Source organism: Sulfitobacter sp. DSM 110093, from assembly GCF_022788715.1.
GTDB lineage: Bacteria > Pseudomonadota > Alphaproteobacteria > Rhodobacterales > Rhodobacteraceae > Sulfitobacter.
On record NZ_CP085167.1, the window covers coordinates 3162180 to 3176425 of the forward strand.

Consider the following 14246-nt stretch of genomic DNA (forward strand, 5'->3'; position numbering starts at 1 on the left):
GAGGCCATTATGACAAGCACATCTTTTCCACAGAATGCGTGGTACGCAGCGGGGTGGTCGCATGACGTGGCACGTGCCTTGAAACCAGTCACCATATGTCAACGCAAGCTGGTGCTTTACCGCACTTCCAGCGGTGCGGTAACGGCGATGGATGACGCGTGTTGGCACCGCCTGGCACCGCTGTCCAAGGGGCGGATCGAAGGTGACAATGTTGTATGTCCATACCATGGACTCAAGTTCGAACCGGGTGGCCGCTGCGTGCATATGCCGTCGCAGGACACGATCAATCCGTCGGCTTGTGTAAGGACTTACCCAGCAGTTGAGCGTCATCGGATGATCTGGCTTTGGCTTGGCGACCCTGCGCTGGCGGACGACAGCACCATTCCCGATCTTTGGTGGCTGACCAGTGACGACTGGGCCGGTGATGGCGGAACCATTCACACCAAATGTGATTATCGTCTTGTCTTGGACAACCTGATGGACCTGACACACGAGACCTTCGTGCACCCCGAAAGCATCGGGAACGAGGCCGTCGCAGAAGCGCCGTTCGATGTGACCAACGAGGGGCGCACCGTCAAGGTGACGCGCTGGATGAAGGGCATTGACGCACCTGCGTTCCTGCGGGCGCAATTGGGCAAGCCGGGTGATGTGGATCGTTGGCAGATCATCAATTTCACAGCACCCTCAACCATTGCGATTGACGTCGGTGTCGCACTCACTGGCACCGGCGCCCCAGAGGGAGACAGATCGCAAGGTGTGAACCTGATGGTGATCAACATCATTACGCCGGAAACAGACAAGACCGCGCATTATTTCTGGTGCGTGGTGCGCAACTACCGCACGCAAGACCAAAGCGCGACAGTCAGTATCCGTCGCGGTGTCCGTGAAGTATTCCGCCAAGACGAGGAAATCCTCGAAGCGCAACAAGAGGGTATGGACCGTCATCCCGACAAAGAGTTCTACAACCTCAACATTGATGCAGGAGGCATGTGGGCGCGTCGCAAAATCGACGCGATGATCGCAGAAGAAGCCGACGGCCCCAAAGGATTGCCCCAAGCGGAACGTGCCAATGCATGATGTATTTGACGTTAGCGTGGCGCAGGTTGATCGCTTGAGCTCCGACGTGAACCGTATTTGGCTGACCTTCCCGGATGGGAGCCGGTGCTACCAGCCGGGCGGGCATCTTAAGTTTCACTTGCCGTTGCAAAACGGCATAGCGTCACGTTCTTATTCGATGGTTGGCGTTGATGAGAATGGCCGAATCTGCATCGCTGTACGCCGTGCCGAACAAAGTGCGGGCGGATCGGAATATATGCACACTCTGGAACAGGGTGACACAGTTCGCCTTGAAACTGCGCCAAATCATCTGCCAGTTACTTATGCCGGAACCGACTATGCGTTGGTCGCCGGTGGTATCGGCATTACGCCTCTGATCGGCATTGGCCGCGCGTTGCTGCGTGCGAGCAAAACCGTGCGCTTCGTCTATCTTGTGCGTGAGGCCTCGAACGCGCCGTTCATCAACGAGTTGCGAGATACATTCGGCGATGCATTGACGTTGCATGACGATAGCGTCTCCGGTCTTTTTGACACGGCGGCATTTGTCAAATCGTTGTCGGCTGACAGCTTTCTTTACATGTGCGGGCCAACCCCGATGATGGATGCCATGAAGGGGGCGTGGAAAACGGATGGTCGCCCTTCAAACCAGCTTCGCTTTGAGACATTCGGCTCCTCGGGGCGCTTTCCCGCCGTGCCGTTTGAAGTCGAAGTTGTCGAAACCGGTGATGTCGTTCAGGTGGCCGCAAATCAGGGGATGCTCGATGCGTTGATGGCGGCAAATCAACCCGTGATGTTTGATTGCCGAAAGGGCGAATGTGGGCTGTGTAAAGTCAACATACTGTCATCTGAGTCAGAGGTGGATCACCGCGATGTTTTTCTCAGCGCGCAGGAAAAAACGGCAAACCATGCAATGTGTTGCTGTGTGTCCCGTGCACATGGCGGCCGTCTTATAGTCAGTGTTGATGGGATCACCCACGGGCGCTCCGCGCCCGACTAAACAGCGCCGATTGTGCGCTCTGAACGAGAAAGCCAAAGAAACCCACACTTGCATCGACGGCTCCTTGTTAGCCGTCGATGTCATTTTTCGTACTTAGCTGCGCGGACGCTCTTCGTAGAATTCCAACTTTTGTTGAAGAGGCGCATCGTGGATACGGATCAAGAAGGCATCTTCCGCGGCCTCGTGATCAATCTCTGCGAACACAGGCGCCGAGAAAGTATCCTTGTCGGACCATTCAATTGTCTTGCCGTCAATCACGGACGTGCCCTGACCTTTGACCACATGGAACACAGCGCTGGATGACCGAACTTTCTGCCGGACGGGATCGCCCTTACGCAGCATGGTTGCGGTGAACCCGAGAACCGCCAGACAGCTATCGCTGGTTCCGGGCTTTACGTAGTCCAGTTCAATTGCCTCACCTTCATCGGCATGTTCCGCCAAGTTGCGCAGGGCTTCTTCGGACCGCTTCCAAGGGTACCGCAGCATTTTGGCTTTGGGCTCAACCTCGGGGGCGTTACGGTTGGTTGGCAAAAGACCGGACGCAGCAAATTCCAGTTGTGAGGCATCGGGGCGGTTGCGTTGCGCGAGAAAGTCACCTTCTTCGCCATAACTGGCTTCCAGTCTTGCGAACAGCGGCAGGTCGAGTGCGTCGAGCCAAATCACAGGCTCTGCGCCATCATGGCCATGATCGTGCCATGCGCCGCCGGGTGTTAGAACAACGTCACCCATTTCCATCGGAAGACGTTCACCATCAACCACCGTGTAGGCGCCCTCACCCTCGACGATGATGCGCGCCGCGCTTGGTGTGTGTCTGTGGGAAGGTGCGCGCTCTCCGGGCAAAAGCAATTGCAGCCCAGCGTAAATGGTGGCCGTTGCCTGCATTGCCCCAGCACCACGCCCAGGATCAGATAGCATAAGCACACGGCGTTCAGCTTTTTCAACCGGCGTCAGTTCGCCTGCGCGCATTAGCAATGGGCGAACGTCTTTGTAGGCCCAGTTATGCGATTGCGTGACAGAATTGGGCTTATGCGGCGGCAACGTATTGCGAAGCAAAGGCCAGAGCGGATGAACCAACGTGCGTTCCATCTCGTCCTGATAGTCCTTTGGCAACTCCTCCATCGTCCCAAGATTATCCATAGCATTCCTCCCTTTCATGAATTTTAAACAATGAGTATACTTACGGTCTGCAAAAGTCAAACTTTCTAATCTTCGACTTCTCATCATATCTAAGCGATAAGGGACTACGCTACGGGGTGCGCTGGCGCAAAAGAAGAAGTGTTTCATGTCGGAGTCTGGCAACCATGACCAACGAACCTGAGGAAATTGAAGGACGGTTAAAGCTGGAAGAAGTCTACTGCGCTCCTGGCTATCTCATTCGACGATTACAGCAGGTTTCATCAGCCATCTTTCTTGACGAACTTTCCCAATGGAAGGTCACCCCGATCCAATATGCAGCACTTGTGGCAATTCGCGAAACTCCCAGATTGGACCAAAGTGCCCTGTCCAGCGTTGTTGCGGCAGACCGCTCCACCATAGGAACGATGCTCCGCTCGCTTGAGGGTCGTGGCCTTGTCGTCAGAGAAGTGCCAAAGAACAATAAGCGCATTAAGACCCTGCGCATCTGCCCAGAGGGCGAACGTCTGTTAGATGAAACGCGCGCAGCAATCAGCGAAGTCGAAAATCGCCTCCTTTCGCCGTTTTCGCCCGACGAGAGAGTGGTCTTCATCGAGATGTTGACCCGTGCGGTGTCAGCACATAACGAGACCAGCCGAGCGCCGCTTCGGCCATCCAAGACCAACGCAAAGTAGATGGCCAGCTGTCGCTTTGTCGGAACAATTTTTGTGCCAGAGACCGCTGCGCTAACCGGCCAATGTCCGTGACAGCCCGGCTTTGACGCGCCGCAACGGGATCGAGCTTTCGATGGAGGCAACTCCGGGAACCTTGGTAAAGGCACTGGTCAGGAAGCGTTCGAAATCGGCTGGTCCACGGGTTGCCACGCGCAAAAGATAGTCACGGTTGCCCGTCATCAACCAACAATCGACCACTTCTGGGAATCTACGTACGGCGGTCTCAAAGCTGGCCAGCGCGTTGTCCACTTGGCGTTCCAGTTTCACCGAAACGAAAACCGAGAATTCATACCCCAGAACAGCCTCGTCAATCAGCGCGGCATAACCTGTGATCACTCCGGCTGCTTCCAAATTGCGTAACCTGCGCGCGACCGGTGAAGGGCTAAGGCCGACGGTTTCTGCCAGTTCGTTTATCGTCGCCCTGCCATTGCGTTGTAGGGCATGGAGAATATTCAGGTCATATGAGTCTAGATTGGTGCTAATCACCAGCATTATCCATATTCTTAATGCAAATCGCTAATATATTCATTCTAAACGCCGTCAAATGACCGAATTCGCTAATCATAAGGTGATATTCACTCGAAGCGTAAGAAATCAGGTAAGGACATGCAATGGCATCCGACACAGATCATCTCAAAACCGTGCAAGACCGTCTTCTTTGGTTGTCGCATTGGATGATCCATCACGCGAACCACATTCGCCCGAAAGAGGATGCGATCAAGACCGGCGGCCATCAGGCGTCTTCAGCGTCGATGGTTGCAATCATGACGGCGCTTTATTTCTCTGCGCTTCGTCCCGAGGACCGGGTTGCCGTGAAACCGCATGCCTCACCGGTCTTTCATGCCATGCAATATCTCATGGGCAACCAGACGCTCGAAAACATGAAGAACTTCCGCAGGATGAAGGGGGTACAAAGCTATCCCAGCCGCACCAAGGATGTGGATGACGTGGATTATTCGACTGGCTCCGTCGGGTTGGGGGTTGCGATCACCGCCTTCGGGTCGATCGTTCAGGATTACCTGATGGCCAAGGATTGGGGCCAGGACGTCTCTGCGGGGCGTCATATCGCGCTGGTGGGTGACGCGGAACTGGACGAGGGCAATATATACGAGGCCCTGCAAGAGGGTTGGAAGAACGACCTGCGCAACTGCTGGTGGATCATCGACTACAACCGCCAGTCGCTGGACGGCGTGGTGCGTGAGGGACTGTTCCAAAGGGTCGAGAAGATTTTCGCTGCTTTCGGCTGGGACGTTGTCCGCGTCAAATACGGTGCCCTTCAGCGTGCGGCCTTCGAGGAAGAGGGTGGCGAGGCACTACGCGACTGGATTGACGCCTGCCCGAACCAGGAATATTCGGCGCTGACCTACCAAGGTGGTGCGGTCTGGCGCGAACGGTTGATGGATGATCTGGGCGATCAGGGGCCGGTGACGGCATTGATCGAACGGCGCACCGACGAGGATCTCGCCGCGCTGATGGAAAACCTCGGCGGCAACTGCGTACATACGATGGCCGAGGCCTTTGCGGGCGTCACCAGCGACCGCCCCACCTGCTTCCTGGCCTATACGATCAAGGGCTGGGGCACGCCGATCGCCGGGCACAAGGACAACCATGGCGGGCTGATGACCAAGGCGCAGATGGGGGATTGGCAGGCTCATATGGGCGTGCCCGAGGGGCACGAGTGGGACAGGTTCGCGAACGTTCCCAAAGCCGCGGAATTGCAGGCTTTTCTCGACGACGTTCCTTTCTTCGCCAAGGGGCGCAGACGGTTTTCCGATGTGGTCCTGCCGGTACCCGAGATCGTCCTGTCATCCGAACGCGAGATTTCGACCCAGATGGCTTTCGGCAAGATCCTGGATGACCTGTCCAAAGGCGACAGTGAATTGGCGGAACGTATCGTGACGATGTCCCCCGATGTGACCGGCACCACGAATCTCGGCCCCTGGGTCAACCGGCGCAAACTGTTCGCCCGGGCGGAACAATCCGATGCCTTTATCGAACATCGCATCCCGTCGACCGCGAAGTGGGAGTTCACGCCCAAGGGGCAGCACATCGAACTGGGCATCGCCGAGATGAACCTGTTCCTGCTGCTGGGGGCTGCGGGACTCTCGCATTCTCTTTTCGGCAAGCGCCTGATCCCGATCGGCACGCTCTATGACCCCTTCATCGCACGCGGCCTCGATGCGTTGAACTATGCCTGCTATCAGGACGCGCGGTTCATGGTGGTGGGCACCCCGTCTGGCGTCACACTTGCCCCTGAAGGTGGCGCGCATCAATCCATCGGTACACCGCTGCTCGGCATGAGCCAGGACGGGCTGGTCTCCTTCGAGCCTGCCTTTGCAGATGAACTGGCCGTCATCATGGAGTGGGCGTTCGACTACCTTCAGCGCGAAGGATCAGAAGACGCGGACACGTGCACGCTGCAAGACAATGAAAGCGGCGGATCGGTTTACCTGCGGCTGTCGACCAACCCCATCGATCAACCCGGCAATCGCCCCGATGCGGATTGGCGTCAAGGCGCGATCGACGGTGCATATTGGCTGCGCCGTCCCGGCCCCAATTGCGAGGTCGTGATCGCCTATCAGGGTGTCATAGCGCCAGAGGCCATTCGCGCGGCCGGGCTACTGTCCGAAGCCCGACGCGACATCGGTGTGCTGGCTGTGACCTCTGCCGATCAGCTGAATGCCGGCTGGACAGCGGCACAACGGGCACGGGCGCGCGGCCAGCAGGGTGTCACGAGTACCATTGAATGCCTGTTACAGGAATTACCGCCGCATTGCCGCCTAGTCACAGTGATTGACGGCCACCCCGGAACCTTGTCCTGGCTCGGAGCGGTCCAGGGACATCAGACGATCCCGCTCGGTGTCGATCACTTTGGCCAGACCGGGACCATTGGGGAGCTGTACCGCCACTACGGCATCGACGCCCGAGGTATCATTGACAAGATAAGCGGTCTTACTGCTGGCAGAAGAATTGCAGTTGCTTGAGCCTTGCTTGAATCAGAAAGGACACAGCCGACTACCCTTTTCATAAGGCTGATTGTGGGTAGTTTGAGCTTTCAGCACCAATAATCTTCAAGCTGAAAAAGGTTTCGAATTGGTATGGCGGTCGCCGGATCCAATGACCGCTTGCTGCGCTTTTTGGTTTTGGCGCAATGCGCAGCATTCGGCACAATGGACTCTTTGTGACCCCATGCACGTTCAGAGATAGTGCGTGCTAATGCCTTCGGGCAAGACGCATTCAACCCGATGCTATCCTCCTGTCGTCAGCGCGGTGCTGATGTTTGGGCATGGAGGGAGGATTGGAGGGCATATCATGCCAAGAGTCCAACTTCCCGTGGTCACCCCGAAGCGTAAAGCCTGGAACAAAGGACGGATCATCGGGCAAAAAAGACCACTGCTCCCCAAACAGGTATGGGCCATTTGCGCGCGGATCGAAATTGCGGAGTATCTTCGCGATTTTGCGCTGTTCAACGTTGCAATTGATAGCAAACTCCTTGGCTGCGACCTGGTCAAATTATCTGCTTCTGATTTAGTTGAAGATGATCGCGTTCGTGAGCGTGTCTCGGTCATCCAAAGCAAAACCACGCAGCCAGTTCAGTCCGAGCTGACTGAAAACACACGAGATACCGTCATTGCGTGGGTTAGACCACCTGAAATGAGCACTTGCCAGTTCAAATTCCTGAGCCACTTCCATGACCGCCCGCATATCTCAACACGGCATTATGGTCGGCTCGTCCGCGACAGGGTGAGGGCAATTGGGTTGGAGCCGAGCGGCTACGGAACGCATTCCCTAAGCCGAACCAAAGCAGCCGAGATCTACCGAAAGACGGGCAACCTTAGGGTTTGTAGCTTATGCTTGGTCACACCAAGTTCGATAGCACCGTGCGTTTTCTCGGCGTCGAGCTCGAAAACACTCTGATTATTGCTGAACGCATCAAATCTAGACCATGTTGGCGGATGGTATTTGCCGTTTGCCAATTTTAAACAACCCTAAGGCCTTAAAAGTGACGAAATCTGCCTAAGAGCCCAAAATGCGTTCTCAGTTTAGACCGAAACCATGTTTGTGAATAACCGATCTGGCGAAAGCTGCAACTACGCAGAGTATCATTTGCCGCGAATGCAAACGAATGCTGCTTCAGCAACATGTCCAAACATCAAGGTCGGCCAAGTCCGCCCAGCAGACCTCAGTGCTCGTTGCAGCTAACGTCTTCTTCGAGCCCAGACTCTCCGATGCTGCGGCGCGCACCAATGTCCGGTCTGGCGAAAGCCTTAAACTGAGTTTCGGAATTTAGGCCCAAATGGATGCGCAACACGCAGCGGCGCCTTGCGCAGATAACTACTAAGCTGGCTGCATCGAGTGTGCGTTGCCCGAGACACGGATCGACGATCCGACCTCACTGTCCAACTCAACCTCGATGATTGACGGCGCTCCCATATCTTCGCCCTGCCGGATCGTGAATTGCCCGCCATGTGGCCACTTGCGATCCCGCAGATAACCGGCAAATGCCGCTGCCGCTGCGCCAGTAGCGGGGTCTTCCAAAACACCCCCGGATGCAAATGCATTGCGGACTGAAAAGGCGCGATCCCCCTCGATGTGAACGAGCATGATTGTCACGAGTTTGTGCCGCCGCATCATGTCCCGCCCCTCATCAAGATCGTAAGCCATTGCGGTTAGCCGGGCGCGGTCACGAAGCGCAAACACCAAGTGATCGGCACCGCCATGAATGTGGGCTGGTGGCAGGCGCATGTCCAAATCGTCCGAGGTCAGGCCAAGCAGTGCCATCGCATTCATTGACTCATCGTCAGTTATCGCACGGCTTTCGGTTGGCGGCGACGCCAGCATTGCCGCCATGCCTTCAGCCGATGTCGCAGCATCGACCGTGATCGAAGCGTTGTTCAAATCCAGATTATAGGTTCCCGGACCATTGCGCTGTCCAAGGGCGGCCCCGAGCGCAATTGTCGCGTGCCCACAGAACGATACTTCCGACTCTGGCGAAAAATAACGGACGCGCCACGACCGATCTGTCCCTTCTACGGGAACGGCAAAGACTGTTTCAGAGTATCCGACCTCTGCTGCCACCTTTTGCATATCCGCTTCGGGTGCGGCGTTATCGAGCAGAACGACCCCGGCAGGGTTGCCGCCTTTGCCGTTAGCACTGAAGGCTGCAATGCGCTGAATATTCATGTTTGGTTCTCCATTTGGTTATGGTCAGAATATGCATGTTCCAAACCCATGACGTCCCGGCGATACCGCAAGTATTATCAGCATTATGCGATCACATCGGCAGTCTATTAGCGTATTCAACCACTATGACGAAAGCTATTGATGAAATTGACCGGGGAATCATCTCCACCCTTGAACATGACGGACGAGCGAGCTTGGCCGAAATTGGAAAAGGCGTCGGTCTCTCTGGACCAGCAGTCGGTGAGCGATTGCGGCGCTTACAATCGGATGGGGTGGTCGAGGGGTTTACAAAATGTGTAGATGCAAAGGCCCTTGGCTTTACGCTGGAGGCCATTGTCCGTATCAAACCACGCTCAAGACAGCTTCATAACGTCGAGCAGATGATCCAGAATGAGCCACGTTTCACATCCTGTGACCGAGTGACCGGTGACGACTGCTTCATCGCTCGCTTGGCCTCGGTGAGCGTCGCGGAACTGGACGATATCCTGCTGCCGTTTCATGAGCGAGCCGAAACGCATACATCAATCGTCAAGTCGTCACTTTTGCGCAACCGGATGCCCGGTCTATCACCTAAAATACAGGCTCCTTAGAATCACTGTTTGTTAAACGGTTCATTGAACCCGACATTCGCGCACTTGCACCGAAGGTCTGGAAGGTCCCGCATTGCGGTCTGTGTTTCAGGCCGTAGCGAAGGTCGGGTCCGAGCCCAACCTGTAAGTTTGGTTTTCCCGCTGCGCGCACACGCAGAGTCCGAATTGCCGCAGCAGCGAGAACCTTAGCGCTGCGCACCGGTGGGAAATACGGCCATTCAAGAAAAGCGCAGCATGGAACAGGGAACGAATTTGCAGGTCGCGCGACAAAGTGAGCCTTCGCCGTGTCTGTTTCGATGGCAGCTGTCAGAAGCTGGTCATCGCCTGACTTCAGATAATTCCTTTCTCCCTAAACAGCTTCTGCACTCATTCCTGGAACGCAACGATGCGGGCAGGCACGTTGCGCCGCTGCGCGTAGAGCAGCGAGAGCTGCATGGAGGGCGGGGTCAGGTCAGAAAGCACCTGCACCAATTCGCCGTTTTCCAGCAGATCGCGCACATCGAATACTGGTATCTGGATCAGGCTGATCCCGACCCGTGCGGCGGCGATATAGGCTTCGGCGTTGTTGACGCTGATGCGACTCCGCATCCGTACCTCGGCGGGACCTTCATTGCTTTGATAGGTGAAGCCGGGCGGTTCTGCTGGTAGGGTCGGTCCGTAGTTTACGACCAATGATCGGACCAAAGGACTGCGTGCCGATGCCGGCGCTTTCTTTAGTGGACAAGCGGAATGTACAATTTGGGTGCTCTGAGCCGACAATAAAAGGATCTCAGCACACAAGGTATGCGGGCGAAAGACCTTCAAGCTCCGGAGCGAGAAGCGCGGCAAAGTCAGTCTCCAGCTTAAGCGAAAGGCCATGTTGAGCGTTCGGATCAGGATTTATCACGACCCGCTTGATGATCTGACCTAAGAACTGACTGGCTTGATCCACGAGTTCCGGATCGCTCAACAACTGCTCCATCTTCACGACCGCGGCTTCAAAGAGTGCGGCGGCATCCGGCGTCGCGGCTGCTGCAGTTTCGGCTCTCGCTCTAAGCTGTCGAAGAGATTGCTCAAGGTCCGCAATCTCGCTCTCGATCTCCTCAGAACGCGTTTTGTAGAGCGCGAACGGTGCCCCAGCCTCGATTGCATCAAGGATGGCCTTTCTTGCAGCCTTGGCTTTGCTGAGGCGCTGTTGCGTGTGGTCCATATTCTTGTTCGGATCAAAATCCTTCATTTTGCTGCGTTCTGCATCCAGCGCCTCCGTGAAGGCTTCCAGCAACTCTGGCGAGCGGAAAGCATCACGGATTCTCCCGAAGACCCGCGCTTCAATGCGCTTGCGAGAGATACTGATACGGTTCTCACAAGCATGTTTGCGCGACTCGTTGCAGCGGAAGCTGGTTGTGCTGGCCTTGACGTAGTTCCCACCGCAACAGCCGCAAACCATCATCCCCGACAACAGGTAGCGGTTGCGCCGCGCGGCCTCAGGGTTCGGTCCACCGGCTTTGCCAGATACACGTCGAGCTGCGCGGGCGATCTGTGCTCTGCTCCGCTGCCAAAGGTCGTCGGAAATGATGCGCAGGGCCGGTATTTCTTGCTCACGCTGCTCCACCGGTGTCATCTCGGTGCGCTTAGCGCCCGTGACCGGGTGGTAATGCCGTGTTGTCGCACAGATCACCGCCTGTCCGATGTAGAGCCGGTTGTGCAGGATGCCGTTTCCTCGAGCGGCGTGGCCACGGATCGTCGAAGCGTCCCAGGATCCACCCTTCGGCGCAGGTATCCCCTCAGTATTCAGCGCTCGGGCGATCGCGACGCCAGACAAACCTTCTGCAGTATCCTGATAGATACGTTGAACGACCGCCGCCTGCTCCGAATTGATCCGGCGGTTGGGCTCGCCGGGGGCCGCATCCTCAACAATGTCGTAGCCGTAGGCTGAGGAATGCGTCCGGTTGCGAGACAGCGCGCCCTGCATACCACGCTTCGTATGAACGCCGATCATTTCTGAGAACATCTGCGCTCCGTAGCCTTGCAGCAGGACCGTGAAGAAACTTTGAGGTCCTTCCGTCACGGAGCGAAGCTCGACACCCTGAAATTTGAACAGATCCCAAGCTTCAAGGGTGTGCGTGAGGTTTCGGCTAAGCCGGTCGACTGCCTCAATCACGATGGTATCGAAGGCACCGGATTCCACACCCGCCAAAAGCTTCAGAAACCCCGGGCGATCCTTTGTTCGGCCTGTTATCGCGTGATCAGTGTAGATTTCAACCACCTCGTATCCCTCGCGCTGGCAGTAGTCGCGGGTCATCCGTAGCTGGTCCTCGATGGAGGTATCCTCCTGCTGAGTGGAACTGTAGCGGGCATAGATGGCCGCGCGACGGACACCTGTGTTGCGCGGCATCACGGCTGCGCCTTTTGACGCGGCGCACAGTTCAAGTTTGCTGTAGCACGGGATTGCGCGCGTAGTTCGGCACGGGCCAAAAGCACGGCAAGCGATTTGAATGCGATTTGGACGCCGGTCGCGCCGCTCGGGTTGTCATTGGCCGCGTTAAAGGGGGCAGTCTGGGTAGCCATGGAAGGTCTCCTTCGGAGGTTGCAAGTTGAGCAACAGCGCTCATGGAGAAAAAGGGTTGTTTGCGTTCCACGCGGAAACGCGGGCGCGAAGAACTGAGCAGTTTTCATTCGGATCACGGAATATCCCGTTGTAATCGTGAGAAAGAAAATTGGGCGCGGCAGCCATGAGCAGCAGGAGTTGCCGCCGCGCCCTGACGCGAAAGGGTGTTCCGGTCCCTCCGCGATGCCATGTCAGCCGACAGCAAGCAGGCGCACTACCGCGCGCTCGGCCTCAACGCGGTCAAGGACCGCACATAAGGAATGTTGGAAGTCGAGCAGGACGGCATTTGCGCGGGCAAAAGCCTTTGCCTGTTCCGTCCGTGTGGTCTCAGTCCAACTGCCGCCGCTGACCGAGTGCACGTCGTATCGGGTCGAACGTGTGGAGCCTTCGAGGATATGCTCCGCAAGATCGTCAAGAACCTGTTCGATCAAACCCACGACGTGTCCGGTGAAGATATCGCGCGAAATGATGGCGTCGGTCAGTTCTTCACTTAGGTCGTGCAGATTACCTTGGCTATTGGGGAGCACATCGGCTTCCAGAGCAGTTTGTGCATGTCGTGAAGCCTCCAGCGCGCGGGCTGCGATATCTGTGAGGGTAGCGGAAACATTATTCATTTAATTGATCCTTTCGAGTTACGGGCGCCGCGAAAGCTGCGGTTCCGATCCGGAAAACCGCAGGCTTCGATGGCCCCGTCTCGCGTTGCCCTTGTGTTGCACCACGTGAACCCCTTGCTCGCGAGGACCAGGCGGATGCAGTTCATCCGCTCGATGAGATTCGCGTCGAGGCGACCAATGATTGGCGAACCCGCGGGGCCGAGAGAGAAGCCCGAGTGTTGGGGGGAGACCAAGAGTGTCCGGGCGCCGACGAAGCGGGTCGGCTCTCGGACACCGGCCAGGCGCATTCCGTCGGGCCGTGATACGCGGACCTCATGGCCGCGGTTCGCACGGGTCATCGCAGAGGTGCCGTATGCGAGCTTGAGAAACGTAACGCCTTGGAGCACGGCACGCTCCAGTACGAGGCACGGACGTGCCTTGGGCTGGAGTGCGCCCTTTTCATCGGCCACGGGAAAGCGGAATAGTACGATGTCACCGCGTTGCAGGATGTCCTGCCAACGAGGTGGGTTGGAGTAATTGAGCATCATGCCCTCCATCTGGTTTGGGGAATAACGCGCATCGTTTGGAGCCTGAGGGCCGTTCATCGCCGCGCGTCAGAAAGACGCGCGCGGCGATGAACGGCTTGGGGCGGTAAATCTGTTAGCTACGTGACTGGTCTTAGCCTTGGGTGCAGGGAGTGGCTTTGAGCGTCCCTGCCCGGGGGTCGAGGGGGATGGCACCCCCCTCGTCGAGCCGACGGCTGTCAGAGGGTGGAGGGATGCGGCGAGCAAGCTCTCCGAGCAGGGGTGTCCAGAGGGGAGTGCGGAACGATGACCTCTGGTCCGGCTGAAGGCCCCTGGAGGGTTCGGGAGGGCGGTGCGCCTCCCGAGCGGCGCGCAAGCGGCGCAGGGGTCCGGGGGCGTGCCCCCGGCGAACGACAGCTGGAACGAAGGTCGCGCAGCGACCGGAGTGCCAGCTGATTAGTGAGTAAACTCCTCCGCACCCGGCTCGCGCAGCGGCGCGCAATGCGAAGTATGGTCTCTGGTGAGTTTAGCTTCGAGGAGACACCGAACCTCGAAGCTAAAATCCTCGTAGAAAGTTAGCGGCCGACTTAGGCCTACAGCAGACATTGAGCGGATTGTGCTACGCCGCACCGCAGCTTTCGCATTCCTGCCATTCGTACACCTTGCAGCATTATAGAAGCGCGGATGGCTTGCTCGAATGCCACGCATTTCCCGAAGTGAAATTCCACGTCTGTATCTGAGCCAAGAAACGCTAAACCAACCGCTGGCGTCAGCCACAGTTAGAGTTCAAATAGTTGTTTAGAAAGCATCTGTTTCTCGGTAGGATTGTTCTACGTTATGTTTTTTCTATAGATAAGACGCGGATTGT

At 56.8% G+C, this 14246-nt stretch carries 13 protein-coding genes and 1 pseudogene; 6 read left to right on the forward strand and 8 right to left on the reverse strand.

Annotated features, from left to right (window positions below; translation table 11 throughout):
- Nucleotides 1-9: 9 nt before the first annotated feature.
- A complete protein-coding gene (locus DSM110093_RS15410) occupies nt 10-1077 on the forward strand; it encodes an aromatic ring-hydroxylating dioxygenase subunit alpha (protein WP_243265895.1) in 1068 nt (355 codons plus the stop codon).
- A complete protein-coding gene (locus DSM110093_RS15415; RefSeq protein ID WP_243265896.1) occupies nt 1070-2053 on the forward strand; it encodes a PDR/VanB family oxidoreductase in 984 nt (327 codons plus the stop codon). The genes DSM110093_RS15410 and DSM110093_RS15415 overlap by 8 nt, the downstream gene beginning before the upstream one ends.
- A gap of 93 nt (nt 2054-2146) precedes the next feature.
- Here DSM110093_RS15415 and DSM110093_RS15420 read toward each other — a convergent pair whose 3' ends face one another.
- Nucleotides 2147-3190, reverse strand: coding sequence for a cupin domain-containing protein (locus DSM110093_RS15420; protein WP_243265897.1), 1044 nt, complete (start codon nt 3188-3190; stop codon nt 2147-2149).
- A 164-nt stretch (nt 3191-3354) separates the two neighbouring features.
- Here DSM110093_RS15420 and DSM110093_RS15425 point away from each other — a divergent pair, with 164 nt between their 5' ends.
- Nucleotides 3355-3861, forward strand: coding sequence for a MarR family transcriptional regulator (locus tag DSM110093_RS15425; protein WP_243265898.1), 507 nt, complete (start codon nt 3355-3357; stop codon nt 3859-3861).
- A gap of 51 nt (nt 3862-3912) precedes the next feature.
- Here the strand turns inward: DSM110093_RS15425 and DSM110093_RS15430 are convergent, their stop codons facing one another.
- A complete protein-coding gene (locus DSM110093_RS15430; protein WP_243265899.1) occupies nt 3913-4392 on the reverse strand; it encodes an Lrp/AsnC family transcriptional regulator in 480 nt (159 codons plus the stop codon).
- A gap of 119 nt (nt 4393-4511) precedes the next feature.
- Here DSM110093_RS15430 and DSM110093_RS15435 point away from each other — a divergent pair, with 119 nt between their 5' ends.
- The gene (locus DSM110093_RS15435) at nt 4512-6884 is read left to right on the forward strand and encodes a 1-deoxy-D-xylulose-5-phosphate synthase N-terminal domain-containing protein (protein ID WP_243265900.1); all 2373 of its coding nucleotides are present in this window, start codon (nt 4512-4514) and stop codon (nt 6882-6884) included.
- Nucleotides 6885-7212: 328 nt separating this feature from the next.
- Nucleotides 7213-7883: pseudogene (locus DSM110093_RS15440) on the forward strand (integrase).
- Between the two features lie 355 nt (nt 7884-8238).
- Here DSM110093_RS15440 and DSM110093_RS15445 read toward each other — a convergent pair.
- Nucleotides 8239-9084, reverse strand: a complete 846-nt coding sequence (locus DSM110093_RS15445) for a PhzF family phenazine biosynthesis protein (protein WP_243265901.1) — start codon at nt 9082-9084, stop codon at nt 8239-8241.
- A 35-nt stretch (nt 9085-9119) separates the two neighbouring features.
- Between DSM110093_RS15445 and DSM110093_RS15450 the strand changes: the two genes are divergently transcribed.
- Nucleotides 9120-9674 carry an Lrp/AsnC family transcriptional regulator gene (locus DSM110093_RS15450; protein ID WP_243265902.1) on the forward strand — a complete coding sequence of 185 codons (555 nt, stop codon included), beginning with the start codon at nt 9120-9122 and terminating at the stop codon, nt 9672-9674.
- A gap of 366 nt (nt 9675-10040) precedes the next feature.
- Here DSM110093_RS15450 and DSM110093_RS15455 read toward each other — a convergent pair whose 3' ends face one another.
- The 5 genes from DSM110093_RS15455 to DSM110093_RS15475 form a co-directional block, all read right to left on the reverse strand.
- Nucleotides 10041-10262, reverse strand: a complete 222-nt coding sequence (locus tag DSM110093_RS15455) for a LysR substrate-binding domain-containing protein (protein ID WP_243265903.1) — start codon at nt 10260-10262, stop codon at nt 10041-10043.
- Between the two features lie 181 nt (nt 10263-10443).
- Nucleotides 10444-12048: a recombinase family protein gene (locus tag DSM110093_RS15460; protein ID WP_243265904.1), complete on the reverse strand. Its 1605-nt coding sequence runs from the start codon at nt 12046-12048 to the stop codon at nt 10444-10446.
- Nucleotides 12048-12221 (reverse strand): hypothetical protein, encoded by a 174-nt coding sequence (locus DSM110093_RS15465; RefSeq protein ID WP_243265905.1) that lies wholly within the window; start codon nt 12219-12221, stop codon nt 12048-12050. The genes DSM110093_RS15460 and DSM110093_RS15465 overlap by 1 nt, the downstream gene beginning before the upstream one ends.
- A gap of 231 nt (nt 12222-12452) precedes the next feature.
- The gene (locus tag DSM110093_RS15470) at nt 12453-12875 is read right to left on the reverse strand and encodes a hypothetical protein (protein WP_243265906.1); all 423 of its coding nucleotides are present in this window, start codon (nt 12873-12875) and stop codon (nt 12453-12455) included.
- A complete protein-coding gene (locus tag DSM110093_RS15475) occupies nt 12872-13402 on the reverse strand; it encodes a hypothetical protein (protein ID WP_243265907.1) in 531 nt (176 codons plus the stop codon). Before DSM110093_RS15475 ends, DSM110093_RS15470 begins: the two co-directional genes overlap by 4 nt.
- Between the last annotated feature and the right edge of the window lie 844 nt (nt 13403-14246).